General features: G+C 54.8%; 17 protein-coding genes and 1 pseudogene. 5 read left to right on the forward strand and 13 right to left on the reverse strand.

The window, feature by feature from the left end; all coding sequences use genetic code 11:
• Positions 1–345 precede the first annotated feature (345 nt).
• Complete coding sequence (locus CA85_RS05820; protein WP_186774764.1) at positions 346–582, reverse strand: hypothetical protein; 237 nt, start codon at positions 580–582, stop codon at positions 346–348.
• Positions 583–978: 396 nt separating this feature from the next.
• Positions 979–2,124, reverse strand: coding sequence for a Holliday junction branch migration DNA helicase RuvB (gene ruvB, locus CA85_RS05825; protein ID WP_146390330.1), 1,146 nt, complete (start codon positions 2,122–2,124; stop codon positions 979–981).
• Positions 2,125–2,930: 806 nt separating this feature from the next.
• On the opposite strand from ruvB, the gene CA85_RS05830 reads away from it, so the two are divergent.
• The 3 genes and pseudogenes from CA85_RS05830 to CA85_RS05840 all read left to right on the forward strand — a co-directional run bounded on the left by CA85_RS05830 (position 2,931) and on the right by CA85_RS05840 (position 5,114).
• Positions 2,931–3,245: a TMEM14 family protein gene (locus CA85_RS05830; protein ID WP_146390331.1), complete on the forward strand. Its 315-nt coding sequence runs from the start codon at positions 2,931–2,933 to the stop codon at positions 3,243–3,245.
• An 81-nt stretch (positions 3,246–3,326) separates the two neighbouring features.
• Positions 3,327–3,764: pseudogene (locus CA85_RS26280) on the forward strand (ISKra4-like element ISRma1 family transposase); the annotation flags it as partial.
• A 351-nt stretch (positions 3,765–4,115) separates the two neighbouring features.
• Positions 4,116–5,114 (forward strand): metallophosphoesterase, encoded by a 999-nt coding sequence (locus CA85_RS05840; RefSeq protein ID WP_222435410.1) that lies wholly within the window; start codon positions 4,116–4,118, stop codon positions 5,112–5,114.
• Between the two features lie 274 nt (positions 5,115–5,388).
• Here CA85_RS05840 and CA85_RS05845 read toward each other — a convergent pair whose 3' ends face one another.
• The 8 genes from CA85_RS05845 to CA85_RS05880 all read right to left on the reverse strand — a co-directional run bounded on the left by CA85_RS05845 (position 5,389) and on the right by CA85_RS05880 (position 14,257).
• Complete coding sequence (locus CA85_RS05845; RefSeq protein ID WP_146390334.1) at positions 5,389–5,793, reverse strand: ArsR/SmtB family transcription factor; 405 nt, start codon at positions 5,791–5,793, stop codon at positions 5,389–5,391.
• A gap of 119 nt (positions 5,794–5,912) precedes the next feature.
• Positions 5,913–6,608 carry an ABC transporter ATP-binding protein gene (locus CA85_RS05850; protein ID WP_146390335.1) on the reverse strand — a complete coding sequence of 232 codons (696 nt, stop codon included), beginning with the start codon at positions 6,606–6,608 and terminating at the stop codon, positions 5,913–5,915.
• A gap of 3 nt (positions 6,609–6,611) precedes the next feature.
• The gene (locus CA85_RS05855; RefSeq protein WP_146390336.1) at positions 6,612–7,829 is read right to left on the reverse strand and encodes an ABC transporter permease; all 1,218 of its coding nucleotides are present in this window, start codon (positions 7,827–7,829) and stop codon (positions 6,612–6,614) included.
• Positions 7,830–7,933: 104 nt separating this feature from the next.
• The gene (locus tag CA85_RS05860) at positions 7,934–8,779 is read right to left on the reverse strand and encodes a hypothetical protein (RefSeq protein WP_146390337.1); all 846 of its coding nucleotides are present in this window, start codon (positions 8,777–8,779) and stop codon (positions 7,934–7,936) included.
• Positions 8,780–9,315: 536 nt separating this feature from the next.
• Positions 9,316–9,615, reverse strand: a complete 300-nt coding sequence (locus CA85_RS05865) for a hypothetical protein (protein ID WP_146390338.1) — start codon at positions 9,613–9,615, stop codon at positions 9,316–9,318.
• A gap of 2 nt (positions 9,616–9,617) precedes the next feature.
• The gene (locus CA85_RS05870; protein ID WP_146390339.1) at positions 9,618–10,334 is read right to left on the reverse strand and encodes a M48 family metallopeptidase; all 717 of its coding nucleotides are present in this window, start codon (positions 10,332–10,334) and stop codon (positions 9,618–9,620) included.
• Between the two features lie 123 nt (positions 10,335–10,457).
• Positions 10,458–13,592 (reverse strand): type I restriction endonuclease subunit R, encoded by a 3,135-nt coding sequence (locus CA85_RS05875; RefSeq protein ID WP_146390340.1) that lies wholly within the window; start codon positions 13,590–13,592, stop codon positions 10,458–10,460.
• On the reverse strand, positions 13,589–14,257 hold the full coding sequence (locus tag CA85_RS05880; RefSeq protein ID WP_146390341.1) for a DUF6088 family protein: 669 nt from the start codon (positions 14,255–14,257) through the stop codon (positions 13,589–13,591). Before CA85_RS05880 ends, CA85_RS05875 begins: the two co-directional genes overlap by 4 nt.
• A 544-nt stretch (positions 14,258–14,801) precedes the next feature.
• Here CA85_RS05880 and CA85_RS05885 point away from each other — a divergent pair.
• Positions 14,802–15,629 carry a hypothetical protein gene (locus CA85_RS05885; RefSeq protein WP_146390342.1) on the forward strand — a complete coding sequence of 276 codons (828 nt, stop codon included), beginning with the start codon at positions 14,802–14,804 and terminating at the stop codon, positions 15,627–15,629.
• Entirely contained in the window at positions 15,629–16,111 is a 483-nt protein-coding gene (locus tag CA85_RS05890) for a Panacea domain-containing protein (RefSeq protein WP_146390343.1), read from the forward strand. The genes CA85_RS05885 and CA85_RS05890 overlap by 1 nt, the downstream gene beginning before the upstream one ends.
• Positions 16,112–16,137: 26 nt before the next feature.
• Here CA85_RS05890 and CA85_RS05895 read toward each other — a convergent pair whose 3' ends face one another.
• Genes CA85_RS05895 through CA85_RS05905 form a run of 3 tightly spaced genes read right to left on the reverse strand, consistent with a single transcriptional unit; the run spans position 16,138 to position 21,043 of the window.
• Entirely contained in the window at positions 16,138–17,421 is a 1,284-nt protein-coding gene (locus CA85_RS05895; protein WP_146390344.1) for a restriction endonuclease subunit S, read from the reverse strand.
• The gene (locus tag CA85_RS05900; protein ID WP_146390345.1) at positions 17,418–18,620 is read right to left on the reverse strand and encodes a PDDEXK nuclease domain-containing protein; all 1,203 of its coding nucleotides are present in this window, start codon (positions 18,618–18,620) and stop codon (positions 17,418–17,420) included. Before CA85_RS05900 ends, CA85_RS05895 begins: the two co-directional genes overlap by 4 nt.
• A complete protein-coding gene (locus tag CA85_RS05905) occupies positions 18,620–21,043 on the reverse strand; it encodes a type I restriction-modification system subunit M (RefSeq protein ID WP_146390346.1) in 2,424 nt (807 codons plus the stop codon). The genes CA85_RS05900 and CA85_RS05905 overlap by 1 nt, the downstream gene beginning before the upstream one ends.
• Positions 21,044–21,120 lie beyond the last annotated feature (77 nt).

The raw sequence follows: 21,120 nt of genomic DNA on the forward strand, positions 1-21,120 counted from the left end.
CGCTGCCGCTGGGGACGGTTGGCCGTTTTCGAGGGATTGAGATTTCGGCCCAATCACTCGTCGATCGTGTCAACCGGTTGCAGCGAACAGGGACGTGATTGGGTGATCGATCCTGCTGAAATCGACGAGCCAAATACGCGAGAAAAACGCGCTGCCCACCCTGCGGTTGGGCAGACATATCGAGACGCACGCCGTCGTGTTCGCTGCCGCAGCGGCCGTGGTCGCCTCGATTGTCCTGGCGTGCTTTGCCGTGCTCTTCCAGGGGGCTGATTTTCCACAAAAAACGCGGCGTCTGATTGCTCAGCCGCCGCGTCGTCGTCGTTGGTCAGTGCTGGTGCTAAGCGACTACTCGCTCACAGCTTCCTTCACTGCGTCGGCTGCTTCGGCCGTTTTCTCTTTGGCAGCATCAACTGCGTCGCCAGTCGCTTCCGCAGCAGCATCAACGGCATCGCCAGTCGCTTCCGCGGCCGACTCGGCTGCGTTGGAAACATCGGTAGTGACATCGTCAGCCGACTCATCGCATCCAGCAAAGGTCAAGCAGCAAGCACAGATCGCGACACCAAAAATTCGAAACATCATCATTTTGCCTTGGGTGAAAACGTCTACCAAGAACCTATCCGAAAGCGAGCGATCCACTCGCTCGCGCAGTGGAAGTGACTCTCTTTCGGATAGGTTCTCAATCTAAAAAATCGCGGTGTCTGTCTTGCGATAACCATGGAAACAACTCCCATGTGCACAGAAGGACACTGCGTGTCGCTATTGTGACTTGTTCACTCAGGGTCGATAGAGGGGCCTCGAGATTTCTGCCGGAATAGGATGCCGATCCCTGGTAAGGTGGGTGTGATCGCCTCAGTGTCGCCAGCAGGGGAGATGCGACGCCTCTGGGGCAGCCGGCTGGTTGGCGGACCAGGCTTGCGCTTTTTGCCTAATCGGTACCGGTTGTCATCGGCGGGGGCTCGGCGAGCCTGCACGGTGTGTTCAGCTCTCGGGCATCGGGCGTTTCATGTGTTCGTATGCGTTCGGGGTCGCCAGTCGCCCGCGGCGGGTGCGAACGAGCAATTCGCTGCGGAGCAAGAAGGGTTCGACTTCGTCCTCGAGCGTGTCGCCGCTGACATTCATCGTGTGTGCGATAGCATCGAGTCCCGCGGGGCCGCCTAAGAACACTCGCATCAAGGTATCGAGATAGTTGCGGTCTTGTTTGTCGAGACCGAGATTGTCGATTCCGATCATGTCGAGAGCGTCACGGGTGACGTCGCGGCTAACCTTCCCACCCGCTTTACTTTGAGCATAGTCACGCACCCAGAGCAAGCGATTGTTCGCCAATCGCGGCGTGCTACGCGAGCGGTCCGCAATCACACTGGCCGACGGATCATCGACCTCGATCGCTAGTTTCTTCGCATTGCGATGGACAATCTCGGCCAACTCACCCCGGGTGTACCAGCCCAGATGCTCGCGGATTTGAAAGCGATCCCGCAGCGGCGCGCTGAGCATCCCAGCGCGCGTGGTCGCACCGATCAATGTGAAGGGCTTGAGTTCGAGGTTGAGTGTGCGAGCGTTCACACCATCGCCCAAAACCACGTCGATACGGTAATCCTCCATCGCCGTGTACAAATATTCTTCGACCGCCTTGGGCACGCGGTGAATCTCATCGATGAAGAGCACCGAGCCCTCGGAGACGTTCGTGAGGTAGGGCAACAGATCCTTGGGAGCCCGCAGTCCGGCGCCGTTGGCCATCTGCACCGACGTGCCCATCTCGGCAGGGATCACGGTCGCAAAGGTGGTCTTGCCGAGCCCGGGGGGGCCGTCGAACAGGATGTGCCCCAGCGGTTCGCCGCGCGATTGAGCCGCATCGATAGCGATCCTCAACCGTTCGATCACGTCTTTTTGACCGACCATCTCGTCCATCCGGTGCGGTCGCAACTTCCCGTCGCTCTCGCCTCGTCCGGCCGGCTGATCGCCAGGATCGGTCGGCGATCCCGTAGAACCGCCCGAGGAAGGCGGCCCCGAAGGTGGCGCGCCGGCGGCCTCTGGCTGAGCCGATTCAGGCCCGCCAGACGGCAACTGCCCCATCGCGTTGCCGCGCCGCTCAGGATCGGATTGTTGGTAAATTGCTTCGCGTGCCATCGTGAATTCCAAACTCTGTCGTAGCGAGAGCCGTTAAAGCCCTCGTCGTCCACCCATCCTACGCCTACGCGCATCACCGTTCACTGTAACGCCTCAGGGGCGACCAGCGGTAGTTCAGTTAAGAACGCCCCAGACACAAAATCGCCCCATGTCCGATGATCAGCGAGCGATGACGGAACCGCTGTGAACACGAGAAACCCAGCCAAAACGCTGGCCTTTCGGCTCGTCCGACGGAAGCGTGCGCCCGAGGTTTTCAAGGCATGGCTCCCGTATCGAAGGATTTATTTGTGGGATGTGATTATCAATGTTAGACTGGCACTGCCGGGAGAAACGGAGCTGAGCTCTGCAAAGGTGCTGGCTTGGCAAGGGATATCTCGGTCGCCAGCGTTTCCCTGCAAAAGCGGTACGCCAATGGTGTTGTCGGTCCCTGGCGAGCGTTTGTTCGTCAGGGACGCATTTTTGAACGATCATTGGATACTAGAACCATGTCTCAAAAAACCTTCCGCTGTGCTCTGCACATGCTTCCGTCGGATGAACCGGTCTTTATGGAGTGAATCAACCGAAAACCACTCCCGCCGGGACGACACACGAGGGGACGGAACAACGAGGGGAGAGACCACCCTCGAAAACTGACTGAAAGATATCTGAGGGAAGTCGTGTGAAGTACTCGCAGGTGCTTCGTGGCTGGCAACTCAGAGGCGACTCACTACAATTCAGCAAAAAGGCAGCGTGGGTGGATGGATCGGTGTTCGATTCCGCTAAATCATTTCTGCCAGAACTTGGCAATTTTATTTTGAGAGACGTCTGTGGACTTTCCGGTAATCGTAACAGCATTCTATGGAGCTTTCGTCGTTTTTGGAGGAGTCATGGGCTATGTCAAAGCCTCAAGCAAGGCGTCTTTGATCGCCGGAAGTATCACCGGCGGACTCCTTTTGCTCTCAGCGTTTCTGATCGCGAGAGGCATCACCGCCGGGGCAATTCTAGGGATCATTGTTTCGCTACTGTTGATCGGCCAGTTCGGCGCGTCGTTGCGGAAGAAGTTCAAGGTAATGCCAAACCTGCTGGTGGTCGTGCTGGGGTTCATCACCGTCGTCACGCTCGTTTTCAGTTTGTTCAACTAGGTACCACCGTGGGCGGCGATGCGCTGGCCTTCGGCTAATCTCTCTAATCTCTGACGGGATACTCGCTGGTAATCAACAGCCTTCGAAGGGTTCATCCACGCTCCTGGCAAGAACACGACCATTGAACGGCGACGAGTGAGTGCTCGGATACAGCTACCGCCAACTCGCAGGTCTTTCCCGCTTCAAGAGATTTTCCAGGCATTCTGTGCTGAGGCAGCCTGCTATCAAGCAGCCGACCATTTCGAACCGGTTTCGGTGGCAAGTTCTCGGCTCCCACGATGGAACAGACCAACCGCCGCGCTGCCGCAAAAAGTGAAAGCCTTTCAAACCGCAAAAAAAATCCTAGCAATCGACGCATCGACATTTCCAGCGGTAGCTATCGGCGGACAAGGCGATAAGGAGATCCAGATCTGCGGAATTCACCATGGCTTGGGCTGGCTCGGCAGTGAAGTGCAGTCACGTCGAGCTAGCGAGCAGACATCGATTGTCTCGATGAATGGGCGGGAGGCATTGTGGGACACCTCGGCGATGTACTTCTGTGATGAACGAACCGTCGAGTACGCTGGGTACCACGCGATGGCGCCCCATTTGCTCTGGAAGGGGCTCGGAGCATGCTGCTCGTTCGAGCTGCGTATCAGAGCGATTGCCGGCACCCATTTCGTGACGAACGCACAAGCAAGATCATGATCCGTACACACATCGACGTCTCTCTTGTCGCATTCGACGAGCCATCGACACTCACGTGTCGAACGGCGGCACGCCGGTCACCCCAGGCGGAGACGACGAAGTCATCACATCATCAACGACCATCAGAACCGAAACAATATGCGCATCGATAACCTCGTGCTACCAATCTTGCTGGCCAGCTCTATGACGACCGTTGCAGCTGACGACGCGAAGCTCGCTCCTGCTCCCGAGGGCGCATTCACAATCGCCGTCATCCCCGACACGCAGGCTTATCGTGGACAAAAGATAAAGTCTGACGAGAATGGCGACGAGGTCGTTCGCAATCCAATCTTCCAGACAATTACGGGGTGGATCGTAGAAAATCGTGAGCCTCAGAACATCGTTTTCGTCAGCCACGTTGGGGACATCGTCGACAAAAACGTGCCAGAACAATGGGCGGAAGCTCGGCAGTGCATGGATCCGATTCATGGCGTCATCCCCTACGGCATGACCGTCGGAAATCACGACATGGCCAGTAGTGGCGACTCGTCGCTGTTTCAGAAGCACTTCCCCGCATCGCGTTTCAAGGACTTTGAGTGGTATGGTGGCTCGTTTCACCCCGACCGTCCTGATCCAGCGGTCTCCGGCAATAACGCGAATAGCTATCAGAAAATTCGCGCAGAGAATATCGACTTGCTATTTCTACATCTGGAATGCAATGCGCCGGATGACGTGCTGGCATGGGCAGACGAGATCATGGACAGCCATCCCATGCACCGAGTGATTGTCACCACACACATGGATCTTGGCCCGATTGCGCGTCCGAAAACGAACCAAGGATACATCAGCGATCCGAAGGGACGGATGAATTGGAAAAAGCGTCATGCAAAACGAGGCAACACAGCCGTGCAGATGTGGGAGAAGTGCTTCAAGAAGCACAAGAATTTACTGTTGATCTGTTCTGGCGATCAAAGGCGAAGTCAGACGATGCACGTTTCCGCCCGGGGAGATCACGGCAACGTTGTGCATTCGTGTCTGTCCGACTACAGCAGCGATGGTTCTGTGCGGCTTTACCGTTTTCTTCCTCAGGAAAACCGAGTCGATGTGATTACCTACAACGCCGACCAAGGTGATCTGACACGAACAACGACGCTCGTTCCGGACGAACAGGAGCATCAGTTTTCGTTTGCGTGCTCCATGTAGGCGTCACCGAAACGTTTTTCATGACTCGGCGACTTCCAACTCCGGTTGGAAATTCATCATGCAAAAAAGTGTTCGCTGCGATGGTGCCTCCGCTTGACCCTCCTGTCATTCATCGCCCAAGCGGACGTCGCGGAAGCCGAAACGCCTCGCGTTTGGCAAGCGATGAGGGGTTGGGACGGGGGCCGGAAATAGCAGTTTCTTAGGGCCGCGTTGCTGTGCCACTCAACGTTGGCTGCCGCCGCATGGGGAAGACTTTCGCCGACGATACAGGTTCTCACTCGCAACAACCGCCGCTTTCCTTCAGCAGTTTCGCACGCAGGGAGTCGGTCTTCAACTCGGGAACGTCGTTGAAGCAATCAGCGAGGCAGTCATACAGTTTCTGTTGAAAACAGGATCCGGCGGGAGCTAGCGAATAGTGCGACCATTGGCCATCCTTGCGGACGTCGACCAAGTGAGCTTTCCGCAGATACGCCAGGTGCCGCGAGACCGTTGGTTGGGGGAGCTGCAAGATCTCGACGAGGTTCCCCACGCAGATTTCACCATCCACCAAAAGACGCAAAATCCTTAGCCGCGTGCTATCAGCAAACGCTCGAAAGACGGTGTTGACTTGGTCTCCAATTTGCCCCAATGGAACAGTCGACCTATCGTCCAGCGAATATCGATCCGTCGTGGTACTCATCGCCGATGTCCTTTCCAGATGGTTGAACGGCGGTCGCGTCGCCCCGAGCGCCATGATGTGTTGTGTCACAGCATTGTAGCCGGGGGGCCGCGACCAGTCCAACCGAAGTGTTGACCAAACTAGGCTGCGTCAGCCTGCTGCAGCGACGCGCGGTCATCAATGATCTTTCCATCGCGAAGCTTCAAGACGCGTTTGGCTCGCTCGGCAGCAGCGGGGCTGTGCGTCACCATCACGATCGTTCGACCTTCGCGATTGAACTCCTCGAAATAGCCAATCACCTGCTCGCTGGTCTCGGGGTCCAGGTTCCCCGTCGGCTCATCGGCCAGGATCACGGCCGGGTCGTTGGCGAGCATTCGAGCCAACGCGACCCGCTGCTGTTGGCCGACACTCAACTCGTTTGGCTTGTGATCCAAACGATCTCCCAAGCCTACTCGCTGTAGCAATTCGGCAGCTCGCTCACGCTGCTCGGCCGCTGCGGTTCCCGACAGGTAAAGCGGGACCTGCACATTCTCTTGAGCTGACAGGTACGGGATCAGATTGAAGGTCTGAAACACAAACCCGATGTTTGCCTTTCGCATTCGAGCACGACCGTCCGCATCCAAATCATACATCGACTGGTCGTTCAACATCACTCGCCCCGAGGTAGGCGAAAGCATCCCGCCTAACATCACCAGCAACGAGCTTTTTCCGCTGCCGCTGGGCCCGATCAACGAAACAAAATCACCTTCGGGGATCTCCAGGGTCGCATCGTCCAGTGCCACGACTTTCTGGCGGTGCATTTCATAAGTCTTCGTAACGTTCTGCATCGACAACATGATTCAAACTTCCTTAAATGACGTGACGGGGTCGAGTCGGGCCGCATTTCGCGCGGGGAAATAGCTGGCCAACAAGGTTGTGCCGACGGAAATTCCAATCGCCCATAAAGCGAGCACAGGCATCGGCAGCACGGGAACATTTGCCAGCCGAGGCCCCAATGTGACAGCCAGGGTCGTGCCGAGCACAAATCCACCCACTCCACCGGCAAATCCCAACAGCAACGCTTTAAGCAAGAAAATTCGCAAGATCAAATTTGACTCCGCCCCCAACGACATCAACGTTCCGATCTCGTGGCGGCGTTCGTACACATTTGCGAACATGAAGTTAGCGATGCCGGCGCCGCCGATCACGACAATGATCGCCACAAAGATCATCGATAGTTGCGCCATCATGCCATTTATTTTGGTCTGGGTCGCGACCACCTGGGTCACTGTCACAACTTTGGCATCGGGCAGCAGCTTGTTCACATTATCGACCAATCCAGCTGAGATTTCTTTGCAGCAGCCGACGATCTCGATGCAGCTGACTACAGCCTCTCTGTTGGACATGTCTTGCACGGTGTGCAGGTGAGCGAAGATCCGAGAATCGTCCACTGTTCCTGTCTCGGGCAGCACCGCGACGACCGAGAACTGCTTGCCCATCAGCTCCAAGGACTGGCCTTCCTCGATCCCCAGAGCTGCTGCGGTATCTGCGCCGATGAGCGTTTGGTCGGCTTCCAAGTCATCGATGACTCGATTTCGTACCAGCGTCTTTTTGTCTTCGGGTTCGGCCGGAGCGCCCATATCGATCGCTCCACATCCGATCGGCCGCGAAAAGATTCCGGCGCCGCCCCAAGCGGCCTTGGCTTGAAATTCACTCTTAGGCAGAATGCCGGTCAAGGTGAATTCACGGCCCTCCAATTCCACCGGGACGCACAGTTTGGGCGAGAGATTGTCGACGCCAGCTAGGCTCGACATCGTCAACCGCAACGCATACTCCTCGGGAATGGTTTCGTTGTGCATGTCGGCTGAGTAGTAATCCTCAAGCGTCACGGACTTCGGCAGAACCAACACGTTGGCTCCCAAACTGTCCATCTCCCTCGCCACGGCCATTTCGGAATAGTAGGTGATGTTCTTGATAGCGATGACCGTCGTGATCCCCAACAGGATCCCAACGAAAATCGTGATCATCTGGCTCTTGCGCTCAAAAAGCTCACGCCAAACGAGTTCCTGAAGGTTCATCGAGTTGTCTCCTTAATACTGATAACATTGTCTGGTTGCCTGCGGCACGACGCCCGGGCAATGGGGGCGTCCGATCGTCGTGCGCTGCAGAAGGTGATGGATGTCTACTTCTTTGCCGGAGGGCAATTCCCGCCGGGGCAACATTCCTGGCCCGGTGCGCAGGTCCCATCGGGACCACATTGGCCACCGGGGCAGCAGGCAGAACTCAGTTCGGTCAATCGCTCGACGATCTGAGCTTTCGTTGCATGCTCGGCGAACGTCGCCACGCGTTGGCCGGGAGGTGTCAGGACCACCATCACCCCGTTTTCACTTGTCGAGTCAATCTCCAAAGACTGCAGGAATTTCCGTTCGGCTGAGTCCGCTGGGTCGACCTCGACGATCTGCGTCGAAGCAGCAAAACGTTTGTCCAGCGTCAATTCCTGTGCACCTTGAAAAGCGTTGGGACCGGTCCGGTGCTTCACGCACAGCAACACGGTCTTGCGATCCTGCATCGCCTTGAGACAGGCAGCGGTCCCATGGCTGACGATCGCCTCTCGCAACTGTTGTTCGCTGAAGGAGACTGGCAACCCCGCCGTCACTGCCCCGTTGGGAGCGATCGCCAAGGCCAACGGCATCGGCGCGCGGCTGACCCCAAACTGCTTCACGATCGCTGCGTTGCTTGGATCGGTGATCTGCACGCTGATCGCGTCCGCCTCATCCGCCATCCGACCAGTCGCCTCTTGAAAGATGCCCTGCATGGATTGCGTGGGTTGGTCATTCTGTTTCCAGAAGTAGACGAACAGGTACTTCCCCTGACTGGAGGCTGTCTCCATCGCGGTAACAGCAGGGCTGGCTGAGCCCGCTTTCGCCGATGTGAATTGCTGAGCTTGAACCGACGTCGGGGCCGCGAAACCGATCGCTGCCATGGTCAAAGCGACGGTCACTTGAACTTGCAAGTTCCTGCGTTTCATCTGAATTCCTTCGCGTGTTAGAAATGAAATCCCCACTGGAGTAAGGGGGACGAGCCGACGCGGCTGCCGTTCCACAGCCGTATATTCGCCTAAGCGAATGCTAGAGGTATATTCGCCTCTGCGTCTATGCGAGGTCCAGCCAATTTTTGAAAAAGCGGGTGACAGGTGAGACCACGCAGTCAGGCTCAGCAGCGGAGAACCCCTGCAAAACCTGTCATTTGCCGGATCAACCCGAGTTCATTCGTTGTGGAATCCGCCCAGATACTTCCACCGTCTACATCGGCCAGGAAGTACCTGGCTCGGCTGACTGGACTGCCGACGTCCCCCCATTTCGCGACGCCGTATCGTGCTACCCACCAATGGCACGGGGTGAGAGAAAGGGAAACGGGGGCGTATAGATGGGTGGGTTTTATGACCCCCTCTCCCCTTTTTCAGATTCGCCCCAAGGGGGCAGTCCTATGATCGTCCCAGGCAACGCCTGGGGGGGTCTGATGTTGGTAATATGCTCTAAAATTAGGTTAAGTTGTTTTTCTGCATCAGTCGTCACCCCACATTTCTCGATAGGCATTGGCGTAAAACGCAGCCCCGGTGAGGTTGATTGTGGAGTAATAGCGGCAGAGGCGTTTGTAGGATGGAAAGGCCGAGTTATGGGCACAGGCATCCAATGTTTGATCGAGCAAACGCTCGATCTGGGCAATGTCCTTGGAACTGGAGTCGATCAAATCGTTGACGAGGACGTCGCACTCTGCAGCCGCCCGCATGTGCAGTGTGTTCAATTCGCAGGCGACATCACGAATGGTGTCGTAGCTTTTATCAATAGGATCGGTCTCGCCCATTGTTAGTACTCCCACGTTTCATGTCGCACTGGAAGCTCGTTGAGTTGTTGGCGTAGGTGTTCCCAATTTGAGAGGTGCAAGTCCATCAGGGTTCGGAAGCGGGCGTTGTGGGTGGGCTCAATGATGTGGATCATCTCGTGAACGACGAGATATTCCAGGCACTCGGCAGGTTTCTTGGCGAGGTCTGTGTTCAGGCGGATGGTGCGGGCGGTGTGGTTGCAACTGCCCCACTTCGTTTTCATACGACGGATGAATAGATCGTTGACGGTGGCGCCGATGATCGGTTCCCATTTGGCGATGAGCGGCGTTGCGGCTTCGCGAACTTGGTCACGATACCACGCTTCGAGGATGGCGTGGCGTTTGGCTTCGTCGGTGCCGGGGCGGACGTGGAGCTGGATGGCTTTGTGGGTTAGCTCGATGTGTGGTGGTGCGTCAGTTTCGAGAATGCTGAGTTGACGGCGTTTTCCCCAAACGTAGTGACTTTCAGCTTCGAGATATTCGCGGGAGGTTTCGCGGTCTTGGGCGCGGAGCTTACGCTGCTGGTCTTTGATCCAGCCGATTTTTGAAATTGCGTAGACGCGGATCGTGTCGAGGCTCATGCGGTGTGGCGCCGATATCCGGACGTGACCGGATGGCGGCATGACGCTGAGGTGGACGTTCTTGATGTCCTTCATTGTGACGTCGGCGTCGAACTCGCCGAGATTGATACGGTGAGTCATCGGACACCGATCCAAATTAGCCGATGGGCGCTTGCCCCGGTTTTCACCCTCGAACGCGAAGCATTCCAATAACCGGGGCTAGCGCCCATCGGCTGATAGAAAGTGCTGATACCCTGCATCGGCTCAGTATTCCTTCTGAGCTTTGATGATGCTGAAGATGCGTTCGACTTCACTCTCGGTTTTCAGAATCTCGTACAGAGCGGCTTTGATCACGCGCTCGCGTGCCTGGACGCCGCGCCAGCCGTTCGGACGGACGGAGCGTACGGCAGAGTCGATTTCAAGTGCCAAATCGAGGGTGCTGCCAAAACCCGCTCGCGTTTCGTGGGCGGCGTCCTCGGTGCCATCGGTAGACGGTTCGTCGGGCAAACTGCTGAGGTTGTTGTAGAGTGCTCGCTTGCCCGGTGTATCGAGCTGATGCGGTGTCTCTTCCGACTGCCCCGCCTGCACCTTCGCAGCAATCGCAGCGATTTTCTTGAGGTACTCCTCGTAGTCGATCGCTCCCGCCTTGCGTGCCGCGATCACTTCGTCCAGCAAAGACGACATTTTCTCAAAATACGCGGGGTCGTTGAGTTGCTCCTCGATGATCTTGCTGCGAACGTTGTTTTCGATCGTCTCCGCGACGGCGGTCTTGTTTCCCGACATCTTACCGAGCCTTGCCGCGATCGCGTCGGCGATTCCTGTTTTAACAATCAGCTCCAGCAACCCCAGCCCATCGAACGGCGATATCTTTTGCGGTTCTTCGGCTTCGATGTAGGTGTCGATCAAGTGCCGCATATCGGCTTCGTAAGTTTTCAGGTCTAAGAACTCACCGCTCTGCTTCTTGATGATTTCACGAAGATCGACCGCATCTTTGAGCGTACCCCCGATCCGAACTTGGTCGGCCTCGGTGTAACCGGCTGCGTCCATTTCGTCCTTGATATTGGCGTAGGCCCGAACGAGCGACGCGACGGATTTGTAGAGTGCCGAACGTTGTGGCTCGCGTTCCTTCAAGTCGGTTGCAATTTCGGCGTTGCCGCAGAAGTATCGCATGTAATCCAGGTCCGCCTTGGGCGGCTCAACCGGTTCGCAAAGCAGCTTGAAGGCTTCGATGGCATCATCGAGCCGCTGCTTGCCCGTGGTCAGGCGATCTTGCAGCAGGACATCCGGTGATACGTCGCCATCCCCAGGATCAAGCTCGGAGGCGTAGACGGCGATCGCGTTTTCAACTTTCTTGAACAGATCCATGTAATCAACGACGACGCCGTTGACCTTGTCCTCTCCGTCGAGCCGGTTGGTACGGCAGATCGCTTGGAACAATCCATGGTCTTGCATTGACTTATCGATGTAGAGATACGTGCACGACGGCGCGTCGAATCCGGTGAGCAATTTGTCGACAACGATCAATAGCTGCATGTTGGCGGGTTGCTTGATGAATTTGGCCTTGGCGTCCTCTTCGTAAGTCTCCGTCTTGTTCATCTTCGGACGGGGTTGAACGTTCTTCAAGAGTTTCGTGTAAGTGTTGTAAATCGCCTGTTTCTCGGTCTCGGTATTCGCCCCGGTTTCTTCGAGAGTCACATCGCGGGCGAGCGGGTTGTACGACGTGATGACGGCGCAGCGGCCTTTGAACGGTGTGTTTTGAAACAGTTCGTAGTACCGGCACGCCTCGAAAATACTCTTGGCAACCAGGATCGCGTTGCCGCGTCCGTCGGACAGTCGAGGCCGAACGCTGAAATCGAAAGTGATGTCTTCGACCACCCGTTTCAAACGATCGAGCGAGCCGAGTACCTGCTGCCGTGTGCCCCAATACTTTCGCAGCTCATCCTTCTGCCAATCGTTCAGTCCCTTGGTTTTCGCATCAAACCAAGCGTCGATCTTCGCGATGCTGCGAAGTTGTTGGTCGATGTCTCGGGCTTCGTAGACGAGATCGAGAACCACCTCGTCCTCGACCGCTTCGTTGAACTTGTACGTGTGGATGTAGCCGCCGAAAACTTCGTTGCTGGTTTGCTTGTCCTTCTTCAGTAGCGGCGTGCCCGTGAATCCGATGAAAATCGCGTTCGGCATCATCGCCTTCATTACGCGATGCAGCTTGCCACTTTGCGTCCGGTGGCATTCGTCGACGAACACGTAAATGTCGCCGATCGTTTTTGACGGACTGCCTTCAAGCTCTTTGATGTAGTCGTCGAAATCATCGGCATCCCCTTTTCCTGTGGACCCGCGTCCAAACTTATGAACGAGCGAGCACAGCAACCGGGGCAGCGGCTGCGATAGCTGGCGCATGAGTTCGCTGCCGGTGCCGGATCGGACGATCTTTTCCCCGGCATCGGTGAAGACGCGTTGGATCTGTTTGTCGAGAGCATCCCGGTCGGTAATGATCGCGACACGGGCATCCGGGTTGTTTTCCAAAATCCACTTGGCCAGCATCACCATCACGATGCTCTTGCCGGATCCTTGGGTGTGCCAAATGATGCCGCCTTTCCGCTGCCGCACGTGTTCCTGAGCGGCTTTGATCCCGAAGTACTGATGCACGCGGGGAAGTTTCTTCACGCCGCCGTCAAACAGCACAAAATCGAACATCAGTTCGATCAGACGTTCTTTGTTGCACATCTTGCGAAGATACTTGTCCAGCTTGTAGCCGTCGTTGTCATCCTCATCTTCCTTCCACGATAGAAAGAACTTCTCGCCCGTACCGACGGTGCCGTATCGAAGCCCCTCGGTGTCGTTTCCGGCGAAGACAAACTGAATCGTGCTGAAGAACCACTCATTGAATTCAGGTGATTGGTTCGAGAGGTTTTGCCGGATGCCGTCACCGATGCTGACGCGGCTGTTCTTCAGTTCCAAAATGGCGATGGCGATGCCGTTGACGTACAGCACGAGATCGGGACGGCGTTCGAAGCCGACCTTCAGCGTCACTTCCTCAGCGATGTAGAAATCGTTGTTGGCGGGGTTCTTCCAGTCAATCAACTGGATCGTCTCGGATGGCTTGCCCGCTTCGGTCAGCGTGCTGATGCCGTACCGAAGCAATTCGTAGACAGCCTGATTGTTGCCGTACAATCCACGGCTGTTGTGATCCGCAGCCGTGCGAAGCCGATGGATGACGGCGTTGACTTGCGATTGTGTGTAACCGGCTTTGTCGATCAAGTAGCGAGCGAGATACGTTTCTTCGATATTCGAATTGCCGCCGCGATCTGACCAATCCCCCAGGAACTTATACCCGAGTTCATCTCGGAACAGTTTGATCACACGATTCTGCGTATTTCTTTCGGGCTTGCTCAGATTCATTCGGTTTGTCCTTTCACGGCTGAATTGATTTGCTGTTCGAGAATGCGTAGCCCATCGCTCCCCTCCTCGCACGTTTTCCGAATTGCCTCGTGAACCCAGCCCGTGACGCGGCGGCTGTCGTGCAGAACTTTGCTCCTGCGATCTTCCGGCAGCCAACGTCGGATCTTCGCAATGACGCTATCGTCCACGTGTTCCGAACCGAGCGATTTCAAGCCGTGGGTGATCACGGCGGTTTCGTCACACTCGAAATTCATCTCCTTGGTTGCTTTGTGGACGAAGCGGACTTGAGTCGAACCGATCTCGTAAGTTCGCGTAGGACCATCGGACTGGAAGACGTATCGGGCGGGAACCTGAGTCGACACCCTCATCAGGTTCAACGCCGACGCTCCATCCGGTTGGATGCGCCAGCCGAACTTGCGGGCCAGTGCTCGCGAAACCTGATAGATATCGGGTCCAAGAGACTTGTCCAGCAGCTTCGAGTAATCGGGGAAATCGTAGATCCCTCGGATCACTCGGCGGATCGTTCCTTCCCGCTGCAACCGCTCGAGTGCCTTGTCGATCGCGTCGCGGCTTCCGATTCCGGCGAAATCTACGTGAGAAAACGCCCAGCTTCGCCCGTTTCGGCGAATCTTCGCAAGTGTCTTCGCTTGAATACTTTGTGTCATCTGAACGGCGTTCTCCCTGTCGGAAAAAATAGCCTTTTTTCCGACAAAAGCAAGCGGCGGAGTTGCAGGGTGGTTGCATTCAATCTTCGACGGGCACCGAGTTCAGAATCTCCAGTAAGAACTTGAAATCGTATCCAGGGTAAAGTCGCGTTTGACGGACCGTTGTGTTTGATCAGAGTGATTGCTAGTCGACGAACCTAGCTTACACTCTCAGCAACACGGATTTTGATGCGTTCACCCTGCGCACATGCGGGTTCGAGTCGAGTAGATATTTCGCGGATGGACTACTGCCACTCATTCTTGGTTCTCTCAAGAACTTGATTGGCAAACCGATTGAGAAAAAAAACATGTCCTTCCCATTTCACAAATTCTCGAAAGTGCCCTGCGTGTCCGCAACTGTGGGCGGAATTTGTCGACATCACGAACGCGGCATGGTTCGCTCCCCCCCCTTCGGCTTCGGGCTGCGTCGAGATACACTGATGCGAGTAGGCCATGGATTGGGAGGGACCAAACGTGTCACGGCAAATCAAGAAGATGAAGGTGGATGAGCGAAACTGCTGGTGAGGATGAATCCCAAAATGATTTGTTGGACAAAACGGTACTGCATCTACGGGAGCACTGGTCGAGAATGCTCGCAATTCCAGCAGGCATCGGGCTGGCCGTGCAGTGGCACTGGGCGACCGTTACGATCGCCGGAGCCTGTTTCGTTGCCGCTGAAGTCGGAGGCTGGAAGCGCAGCGTCGAAGTTGCCAAACTGGCCAAAGGGATTCAGGATCGAGACAAAGAGGTTGAGCTGCTCAAGACTATTTGCGATCAGTCCCAGGCGGACTATTTCGATCTCTTGCGGGATCAACTCGTGATTCTCGCAAACGATACTCTTGGCTTCACCGACACTGAACGAATCAGTGTTTACAAGCACGACGGGGAAGCCTTCTTGATGCTTGGGCGATATTCGAAGAATCCAGCCTTCAACAAACGTGGAAGGAGCATCTACCCTGACAATCAAGGCTGCATCGCGAAGGCGTGGCGTGAAGGAGCTGTCTTCATGACTGAACCGCTACCGGAGCCATCGACGAAAGCCAAGAAAAAGCTTTGGAAACAGAAAATGAAATCGGACTGGTGTATTCCATTTGGCACCTCCAATACCTTTTCAATGAAGTCGCGTGTCTATGCAGCGGTTGCAATCGAAGATGCCGAGACACATCATCGGGTTGCCGTCGTCGTTCTTGAAAGCACTTCAAATAAAATCTTTGACAATGACGCCATTCGCGAGGAGTTCGAGACTAAAGAAGGCAAACGAATCGCTCGGTTTCTAAAGAAGATGGAATCCATTGAACCAAGCATAGTATTCGCGCAGTCGGAAGGGTACTAATGACCAAATTGAAGAACGCAACGCTCTATGTCTGTCAAAACTATCCGCACGCCAATGAACTTTCCAAAGCTCGTTTAACCAAGACGATCTATCTCGCCGATTGGAAGTCCGCGATTGAGCACGGACGACAATTAACCGACATCACGTGGGTGTTTAACCACTTCGGACCCTACGTTGACGACGTTTTTAACATGGCCGTTGTTGATGAGGATTTTATCGTTGAACGAACTGCAAGCATGTACGGCGATGCTAAGAACGTGATTGCTGCCAGACCGAATATAAAACCGATACAGGTAGAAGATGCTGACAAAACAGTTTTGGATCATGTGATCGAAACCACAAAAAACAAGAGCTACACGAGCTTCATTAAGCTTGTCTACTCAACCTATCCGATTGTAAGTCAACCCCGCTACGCAGATTTGAACCTTGTTCAACTTGCGCTAGTGTACAAACGGATCATGAAGACGATCGACGAACTGTAGGCGCCGGCGGCTCATGCAAAAATCTGTTACACAAGCCGAATCCTCCCCCTCAAAAGCTGCTGCATCATCGCTTGCTTGAGTTGCCGGGCTTTGGCGACTCGTTCGATGATCAACTCAATATCTTGCTCCATCGCATCAAGTGTTGCGGCGATTTCGAATTGTTCGTCGGGCGATGGCACAGGCAAAACAATTTTGGCGATGATTGTCTTGCTGACACCGGAAACTTTGGTTCCAACGGCGTAGAAGCGAAACTGCTCTTTGATTTCGGGCGTTTGGAAACAATACCGCATGTAGCGACGGTCGATTTCGTTGGATTTTCGCTTCGCTACGATTGTGTGCAAACCCGAAATGAATGGTTGGCCTCTCGGATTGTCAATCACGACGTGTTTGTTTGTTCCATCAACATCCTCGGAAGCATCCACAAAAACTACGTCTCCATGTTCCAGAATTGAGCTTGGCGAAACCTCACTGAGCGGGATATTGATACGAGGGATTTCGCCGCTGTCAGTTTCGACATCGACGAAAGTCCTGTCCGAACCGTGAATGTCACCGTAGTGCAGGTACAGATGGCCATTGGCACCCAGGTCATCCCGAGAAGCGGAATAGCCGCCGGAAAATTGGAATAGATCCCCAAATGCCTTGGTTGGCCATTCACCAGAGAGCAATTCCTGCATGGCGCCCTGTTTGATCAGGCGTTTCTTGGCGAGGAGTTGTTCAAGCGATTCGATCAGGGCATCCGCATCCCCCAACGCAGATGCAATCGCTTCCTGCTCGGCAGCGGGTGGCATTGGCACAACGAACGATTTTATCTGCTTTATGTTGACTCGCCGAAAGGTCGAACCAACCATTATATTTTCGAGCTGTTTCCGAACTATGCTTGAAGAAACTAGTGCCTGCATAAAAACAGTAGATGCGTTTGGGTCTATACGTCGTAGCAAACAAACGTCTTGGCCCATCGCAAAGGGTGGATGCCAGTCAGCAACGCATGCAACTTCACCAACTGTTGCATTTCGACTGAATATCAGATCTCCAGGAAGTGGCTTTCGACCACCGCCAATAAGTTGATGATAGAACTGTTCTGTTGTTAAATTTGCTTCATTCAAATCGACGAAGCGACTTTGAACCTCTCGAATACTTGCGAGTGGCCATCCGATGGTCTTAAATTCTGCTGTGATGTGCTTGCAATCGATAACGTTCCAGAATTTGTCAAGTCTGTCGTGTTTCCAATTGCCCGGAATTTTTCCAACTTCAGTTTCTTGAAAAGGCTGATGCGAATTCAAATCAACTTGTCGCTCAGAAACACCACTCATTCCCCCGCCTCCAAACCGAACTCATCAATCTCGGCTTCGATCTTCTCTAGCTCACGCTTCAATTCCTCTTTGCTGGGCAGGTACAGTTGGTATTTCGAAGCGAAGATATTGGCGTTCGACGGGAGCGTCAGTTCGACCATTGCTTTGTTGTTATGGGCGCACAGTACAATGCCGACGGTGGGGAGTTCATCGTCCAGTTTGACATGACGGTCAAAGTAGTTGACATACATTTGCATCTGACCCAAATCGCCGTGATCGAGTTTTCCGATCTTCAGGTCCAGCAGCACGTAGCACCGCAGCAGGCGGTTGTAGAGCACGAGATCAACGTAGTAGTGGTCGTCGTCGAAGGTGAAACGGCGTTGTCGGGCCTCGAACAGAAAGCCTTTGCCAAGTTCCAACAGGAACACTTGCAGCTTGTCGATGATTTCGGTCTCAAGATCTCGTTCGCTGTAGCCGGCTTTCTCATCCAGATCGAGGAATTCTAGCACGAACGGGTTCTTGATCAGGTCGGCTGCCTTGGAAACGACTTGCCCTTCACCAGCCAAACGACGGACTTCGTCTTTGTCGCGGCTGAGGGCGAGCCGTTGGTACAGCGAACTGTTGATCTGCCGCTTGAGTTCGCGGACGCCCCAGTTGTTCTGGCTCGTTTCGATCTCGTAGAAACTACGTTCGTCGGCGTTATCGATGGTCAGCAAGGTGACGTAGTGGGACCAGGAAAGCGGAAAGCGTTCAGCAAATGGACTGGCAAGTACTCTGTCAAACTCTGGCAATCGACCCAGGTTTCCGATCACATCTTCCGCACGCCCCCCGGTTGGCAATTGTGCAGACACTGTCTGCACAATGCTGATCTTCTTTTCGTCGCCGTCCAATTTTGCAGACAGCGTCTGCAAAATCCCGGAGAATGAACGATAAAATGAACAAATGGACGCCAATGATCGGGCGGAAAAACCTCGGCCAAGCGGTTTTAGCTCGGTCGCGAGCGATTTAATGAGTCCCTCGCCATACGCAGCGCGATCGGCCCCGTATTGCTCGAATTCGACGATGTACCATCCAAACAACCAGTTCCGTAACACCAGGGCGCGATTCACACTGCGGTTGGCCTCAGCCTGCGATTGATGATGAATTTCCGTCAGTCGCGTCACGAGCGTGCCAAAATCAAGCGGTTCGGCGGCTGCCGTGGAAATGTCTTTCTTTGCCATTATCCTGTTCCTTTTAGCTCGGCTTCAAAACCCATTTTGCGAAGATGCTCGTTCACTTTCGATTCCAAGTCACCAACGCGACTGGCCAGGGTCGTCACCGGCGCGTCGTAACGCTCGGCAAGTTCTTTCACGCGGGCGGCGAGTGAGTTGCTGACCCGATCCATTTCGCCTTGGATCTCAGCTGCGATCGTGGTCATCCATTTGTCTTCGACGACGAGCGTTTTGATTTCGTCCTCGGTCAGCCCGGGATATTTGTCATGAGCGAGTTTGTCGAGTTCGTTTTCAGCGTCCTTGATCTGCTTCTTGCTCTTGGCGACACCGTCGTAAAGCTTTTGCCAATGCTTTAAGGTTTTGAGTTCGTCTGTCGACTCGGGATCATCTTTGATTTCTTTGATCCGGGCCGCGACGTTGGCCTTGTTGATCTTATCGAGTGAACCGAAGGCGTCGTCTTCGCCGCCGTGTTCCTCTTCGAGTTCGGTCTGCTCGGACGCGAGCATTTCCATTTTGGCGTTGAGCTTTTCGATCGCAGTTTGTTCTTTTACGAAGTAGCGGGCGACGATCAACGACTTGGGCACGAGATCGCACGCCCAGCCTTTGTCTTTCTCTTTTCCGTTCTTCATCTTCTCGATCACGCGGTACGTTTCGGCCACCCAGCCATCAGCGGCGATCAAGTACGCATCGTCCTGCATCGTTTCCGCCCAGTAATCCATCAAGTGCTGATAAACGTCGTAATGACTAATTAGCGGCTTGCCGTGGTAGTGGCTGAGCAGACTTTCGGAGAGTTCATCGATCTTCTGTTTCGGGTTGAAACCGGCAACCAGGCCGCGAAGCTCGGCGGATTGTTTCTTCCGCCACTTGGCGAAATGTTTTTTCATCCCGTCGATGAAAGCACTGAACTCGGCGTGATCGTAGATTGCTGTTTTCACATCGGCCTTGTCGACGGACAGATCGACGTATCCAGAGCGGTTGCTCGTGAACAGACAATCGCGAAGTGAGGGGCATACATCCCAATACCCTTGCAACGCATCGACGTCGGCGACGGGAATGCCGCCGATCAAGTGGGCAGAAATGTCCTGCGTATCTTCTTTTTGTCCGCTGTCGATGTATCGCGGCAGATTCAAATTGAACTCGTTCTTTTCGATTTCGTCAAAGCCGACCATGCGGGCGTAGCCTGGCGTGTCGATTTGGTTATTGAACACGTCAACGATCTTGTGAATGTCTTGCGATCGCAAACGGTTCTTTGGCCCGTCTTTGATGAGGCCCGACGAAGCATCGACCATGAAAATTCCGCGACGGGCTGCCGCGCCGCTTTTGTCGATCACGATGATGCATGCGGGGATCCCTGTTCCGTAAAACAGGTTGGGCGGCAAGCCGATGACGCCTTGGATGTACCCTTTGCGAATCAGGTTTTTGCGGATGGCGGCTTCGGCGTTACCACGAAACAAGACGCCGTGCGGCAAAATGCACGCACCCGTGCCGGTGCTTTTGAGCGTGCGGACGATGTGCAGCAGATACGCGTAGTCACCTTGCTTGCCCGGCGGGACACCGAACCCGTCAAAGCGTCCGTGCGGGTCGTTTTCAACATCAACGCCCGTACTCCATCGCTTGTCGCTGAAAGGTGGATTGGCGACGACAAAGTCAAACTGATCGACCAGACCATTCGTCGTGAACTTCGGATCGGCGAGCGTGTTACCCTGTTTGATCAAAGCGGTCGGATTGTTGTGCAGGATCATGTTCATCCGAGCCAAACCGCTCGTCGCCGCGTCCTTTTCTTGCCCATTGAGCGTGACGGAAGTTGTGGCTTCGTCGCCGACTTTCAGCAGCAACGATCCCGAGCCGCATGTGGGATCATTCACTGTCGTGTTGGACGATGTCTTGGCGTCATGAATACCGATAATCTTGGCCATGATCCGGCTGATTTCCGCTGGCGTGTAGAACTGGCCCTTACTCTTGCCGCTCTCCGTCGCGAAGTGCCGCATCAAGTATTCGTAGGCATCACCCAGAATGTCATCGCCGTCGGCGCGGTTTTTAGAAAAGTCGAGTGCCCTACTCTCGAAAATAGCAATCAGGTTAGTCAATCGCTCGGATTTCTCTTTCCCATCGCCCAATTTGCTGGCGTCGTCGAAGTCGGGAAAGTCGGAACGGTCGAGTTGATCGTTGGCGGCGACAAGTGGCGCGATAATCTTCTTGTTGATTTGGTCACCGACATCGGTCGCCCCCTTCAGCCGCGTCATGTCGGCAAAGCTGGATCCGTCTGGGATCGTGATCGGCGCGTAGGGCTGCCCGGCGTATTTGTCGGAGATGTATTTCAGAAACAGCAGCACGAGGACGTAATCCTTGTATTGGCTCGCGTCCATGCCGCCCCGAAGCTCGTCGCAGGACGCCCAGAGAGATGAATAGAGTTCAGATTTCTTCAGTGCCATCGTGGCTTGGTCCTTTGAACTTGGTAGCGGAAGTCCCTGCGTATGCATCTAGGCATTCTGTACTCCAACGCGCATTT

The organism is Allorhodopirellula solitaria, assembly GCF_007859855.1.
In the GTDB taxonomy this organism is placed as follows: Bacteria; Planctomycetota; Planctomycetia; order Pirellulales; family Pirellulaceae; genus Rhodopirellula; species Rhodopirellula solitaria.

Coding starts and splice junctions, on each gene's coding strand:
- CA85_RS05820 (WP_186774764.1), bottom strand. CDS start 582: ATGATGATGTTTCGAATTTTTGGTGTCGCGATCTGTGCTTGCTGCTTG.
- ruvB (WP_146390330.1), bottom strand. CDS start 2,124: ATGGCACGCGAAGCAATTTACCAACAATCCGATCCTGAGCGGCGCGGC.
- CA85_RS05840 (WP_222435410.1), top strand. CDS start 4,116: ATGACGACCGTTGCAGCTGACGACGCGAAGCTCGCTCCTGCTCCCGAG.
- CA85_RS05845 (WP_146390334.1), bottom strand. CDS start 5,793: ATGAGTACCACGACGGATCGATATTCGCTGGACGATAGGTCGACTGTT.
- CA85_RS05850 (WP_146390335.1), bottom strand. CDS start 6,608: ATGTTGTCGATGCAGAACGTTACGAAGACTTATGAAATGCACCGCCAG.
- CA85_RS05855 (WP_146390336.1), bottom strand. CDS start 7,829: ATGAACCTTCAGGAACTCGTTTGGCGTGAGCTTTTTGAGCGCAAGAGC.
- CA85_RS05860 (WP_146390337.1), bottom strand. CDS start 8,779: ATGAAACGCAGGAACTTGCAAGTTCAAGTGACCGTCGCTTTGACCATG.
- CA85_RS05865 (WP_146390338.1), bottom strand. CDS start 9,615: ATGGGCGAGACCGATCCTATTGATAAAAGCTACGACACCATTCGTGAT.
- CA85_RS05870 (WP_146390339.1), bottom strand. CDS start 10,334: ATGACTCACCGTATCAATCTCGGCGAGTTCGACGCCGACGTCACAATG.
- CA85_RS05875 (WP_146390340.1), bottom strand. CDS start 13,592: ATGAATCTGAGCAAGCCCGAAAGAAATACGCAGAATCGTGTGATCAAA.
- CA85_RS05880 (WP_146390341.1), bottom strand. CDS start 14,257: ATGACACAAAGTATTCAAGCGAAGACACTTGCGAAGATTCGCCGAAAC.
- CA85_RS05885 (WP_146390342.1), top strand. CDS start 14,802: ATGAGCGAAACTGCTGGTGAGGATGAATCCCAAAATGATTTGTTGGAC.
- CA85_RS05890 (WP_146390343.1), top strand. CDS start 15,629: ATGACCAAATTGAAGAACGCAACGCTCTATGTCTGTCAAAACTATCCG.
- CA85_RS05895 (WP_146390344.1), bottom strand. CDS start 17,421: ATGAGTGGTGTTTCTGAGCGACAAGTTGATTTGAATTCGCATCAGCCT.
- CA85_RS05900 (WP_146390345.1), bottom strand. CDS start 18,620: ATGGCAAAGAAAGACATTTCCACGGCAGCCGCCGAACCGCTTGATTTT.
- CA85_RS05905 (WP_146390346.1), bottom strand. CDS start 21,043: ATGGCACTGAAGAAATCTGAACTCTATTCATCTCTCTGGGCGTCCTGC.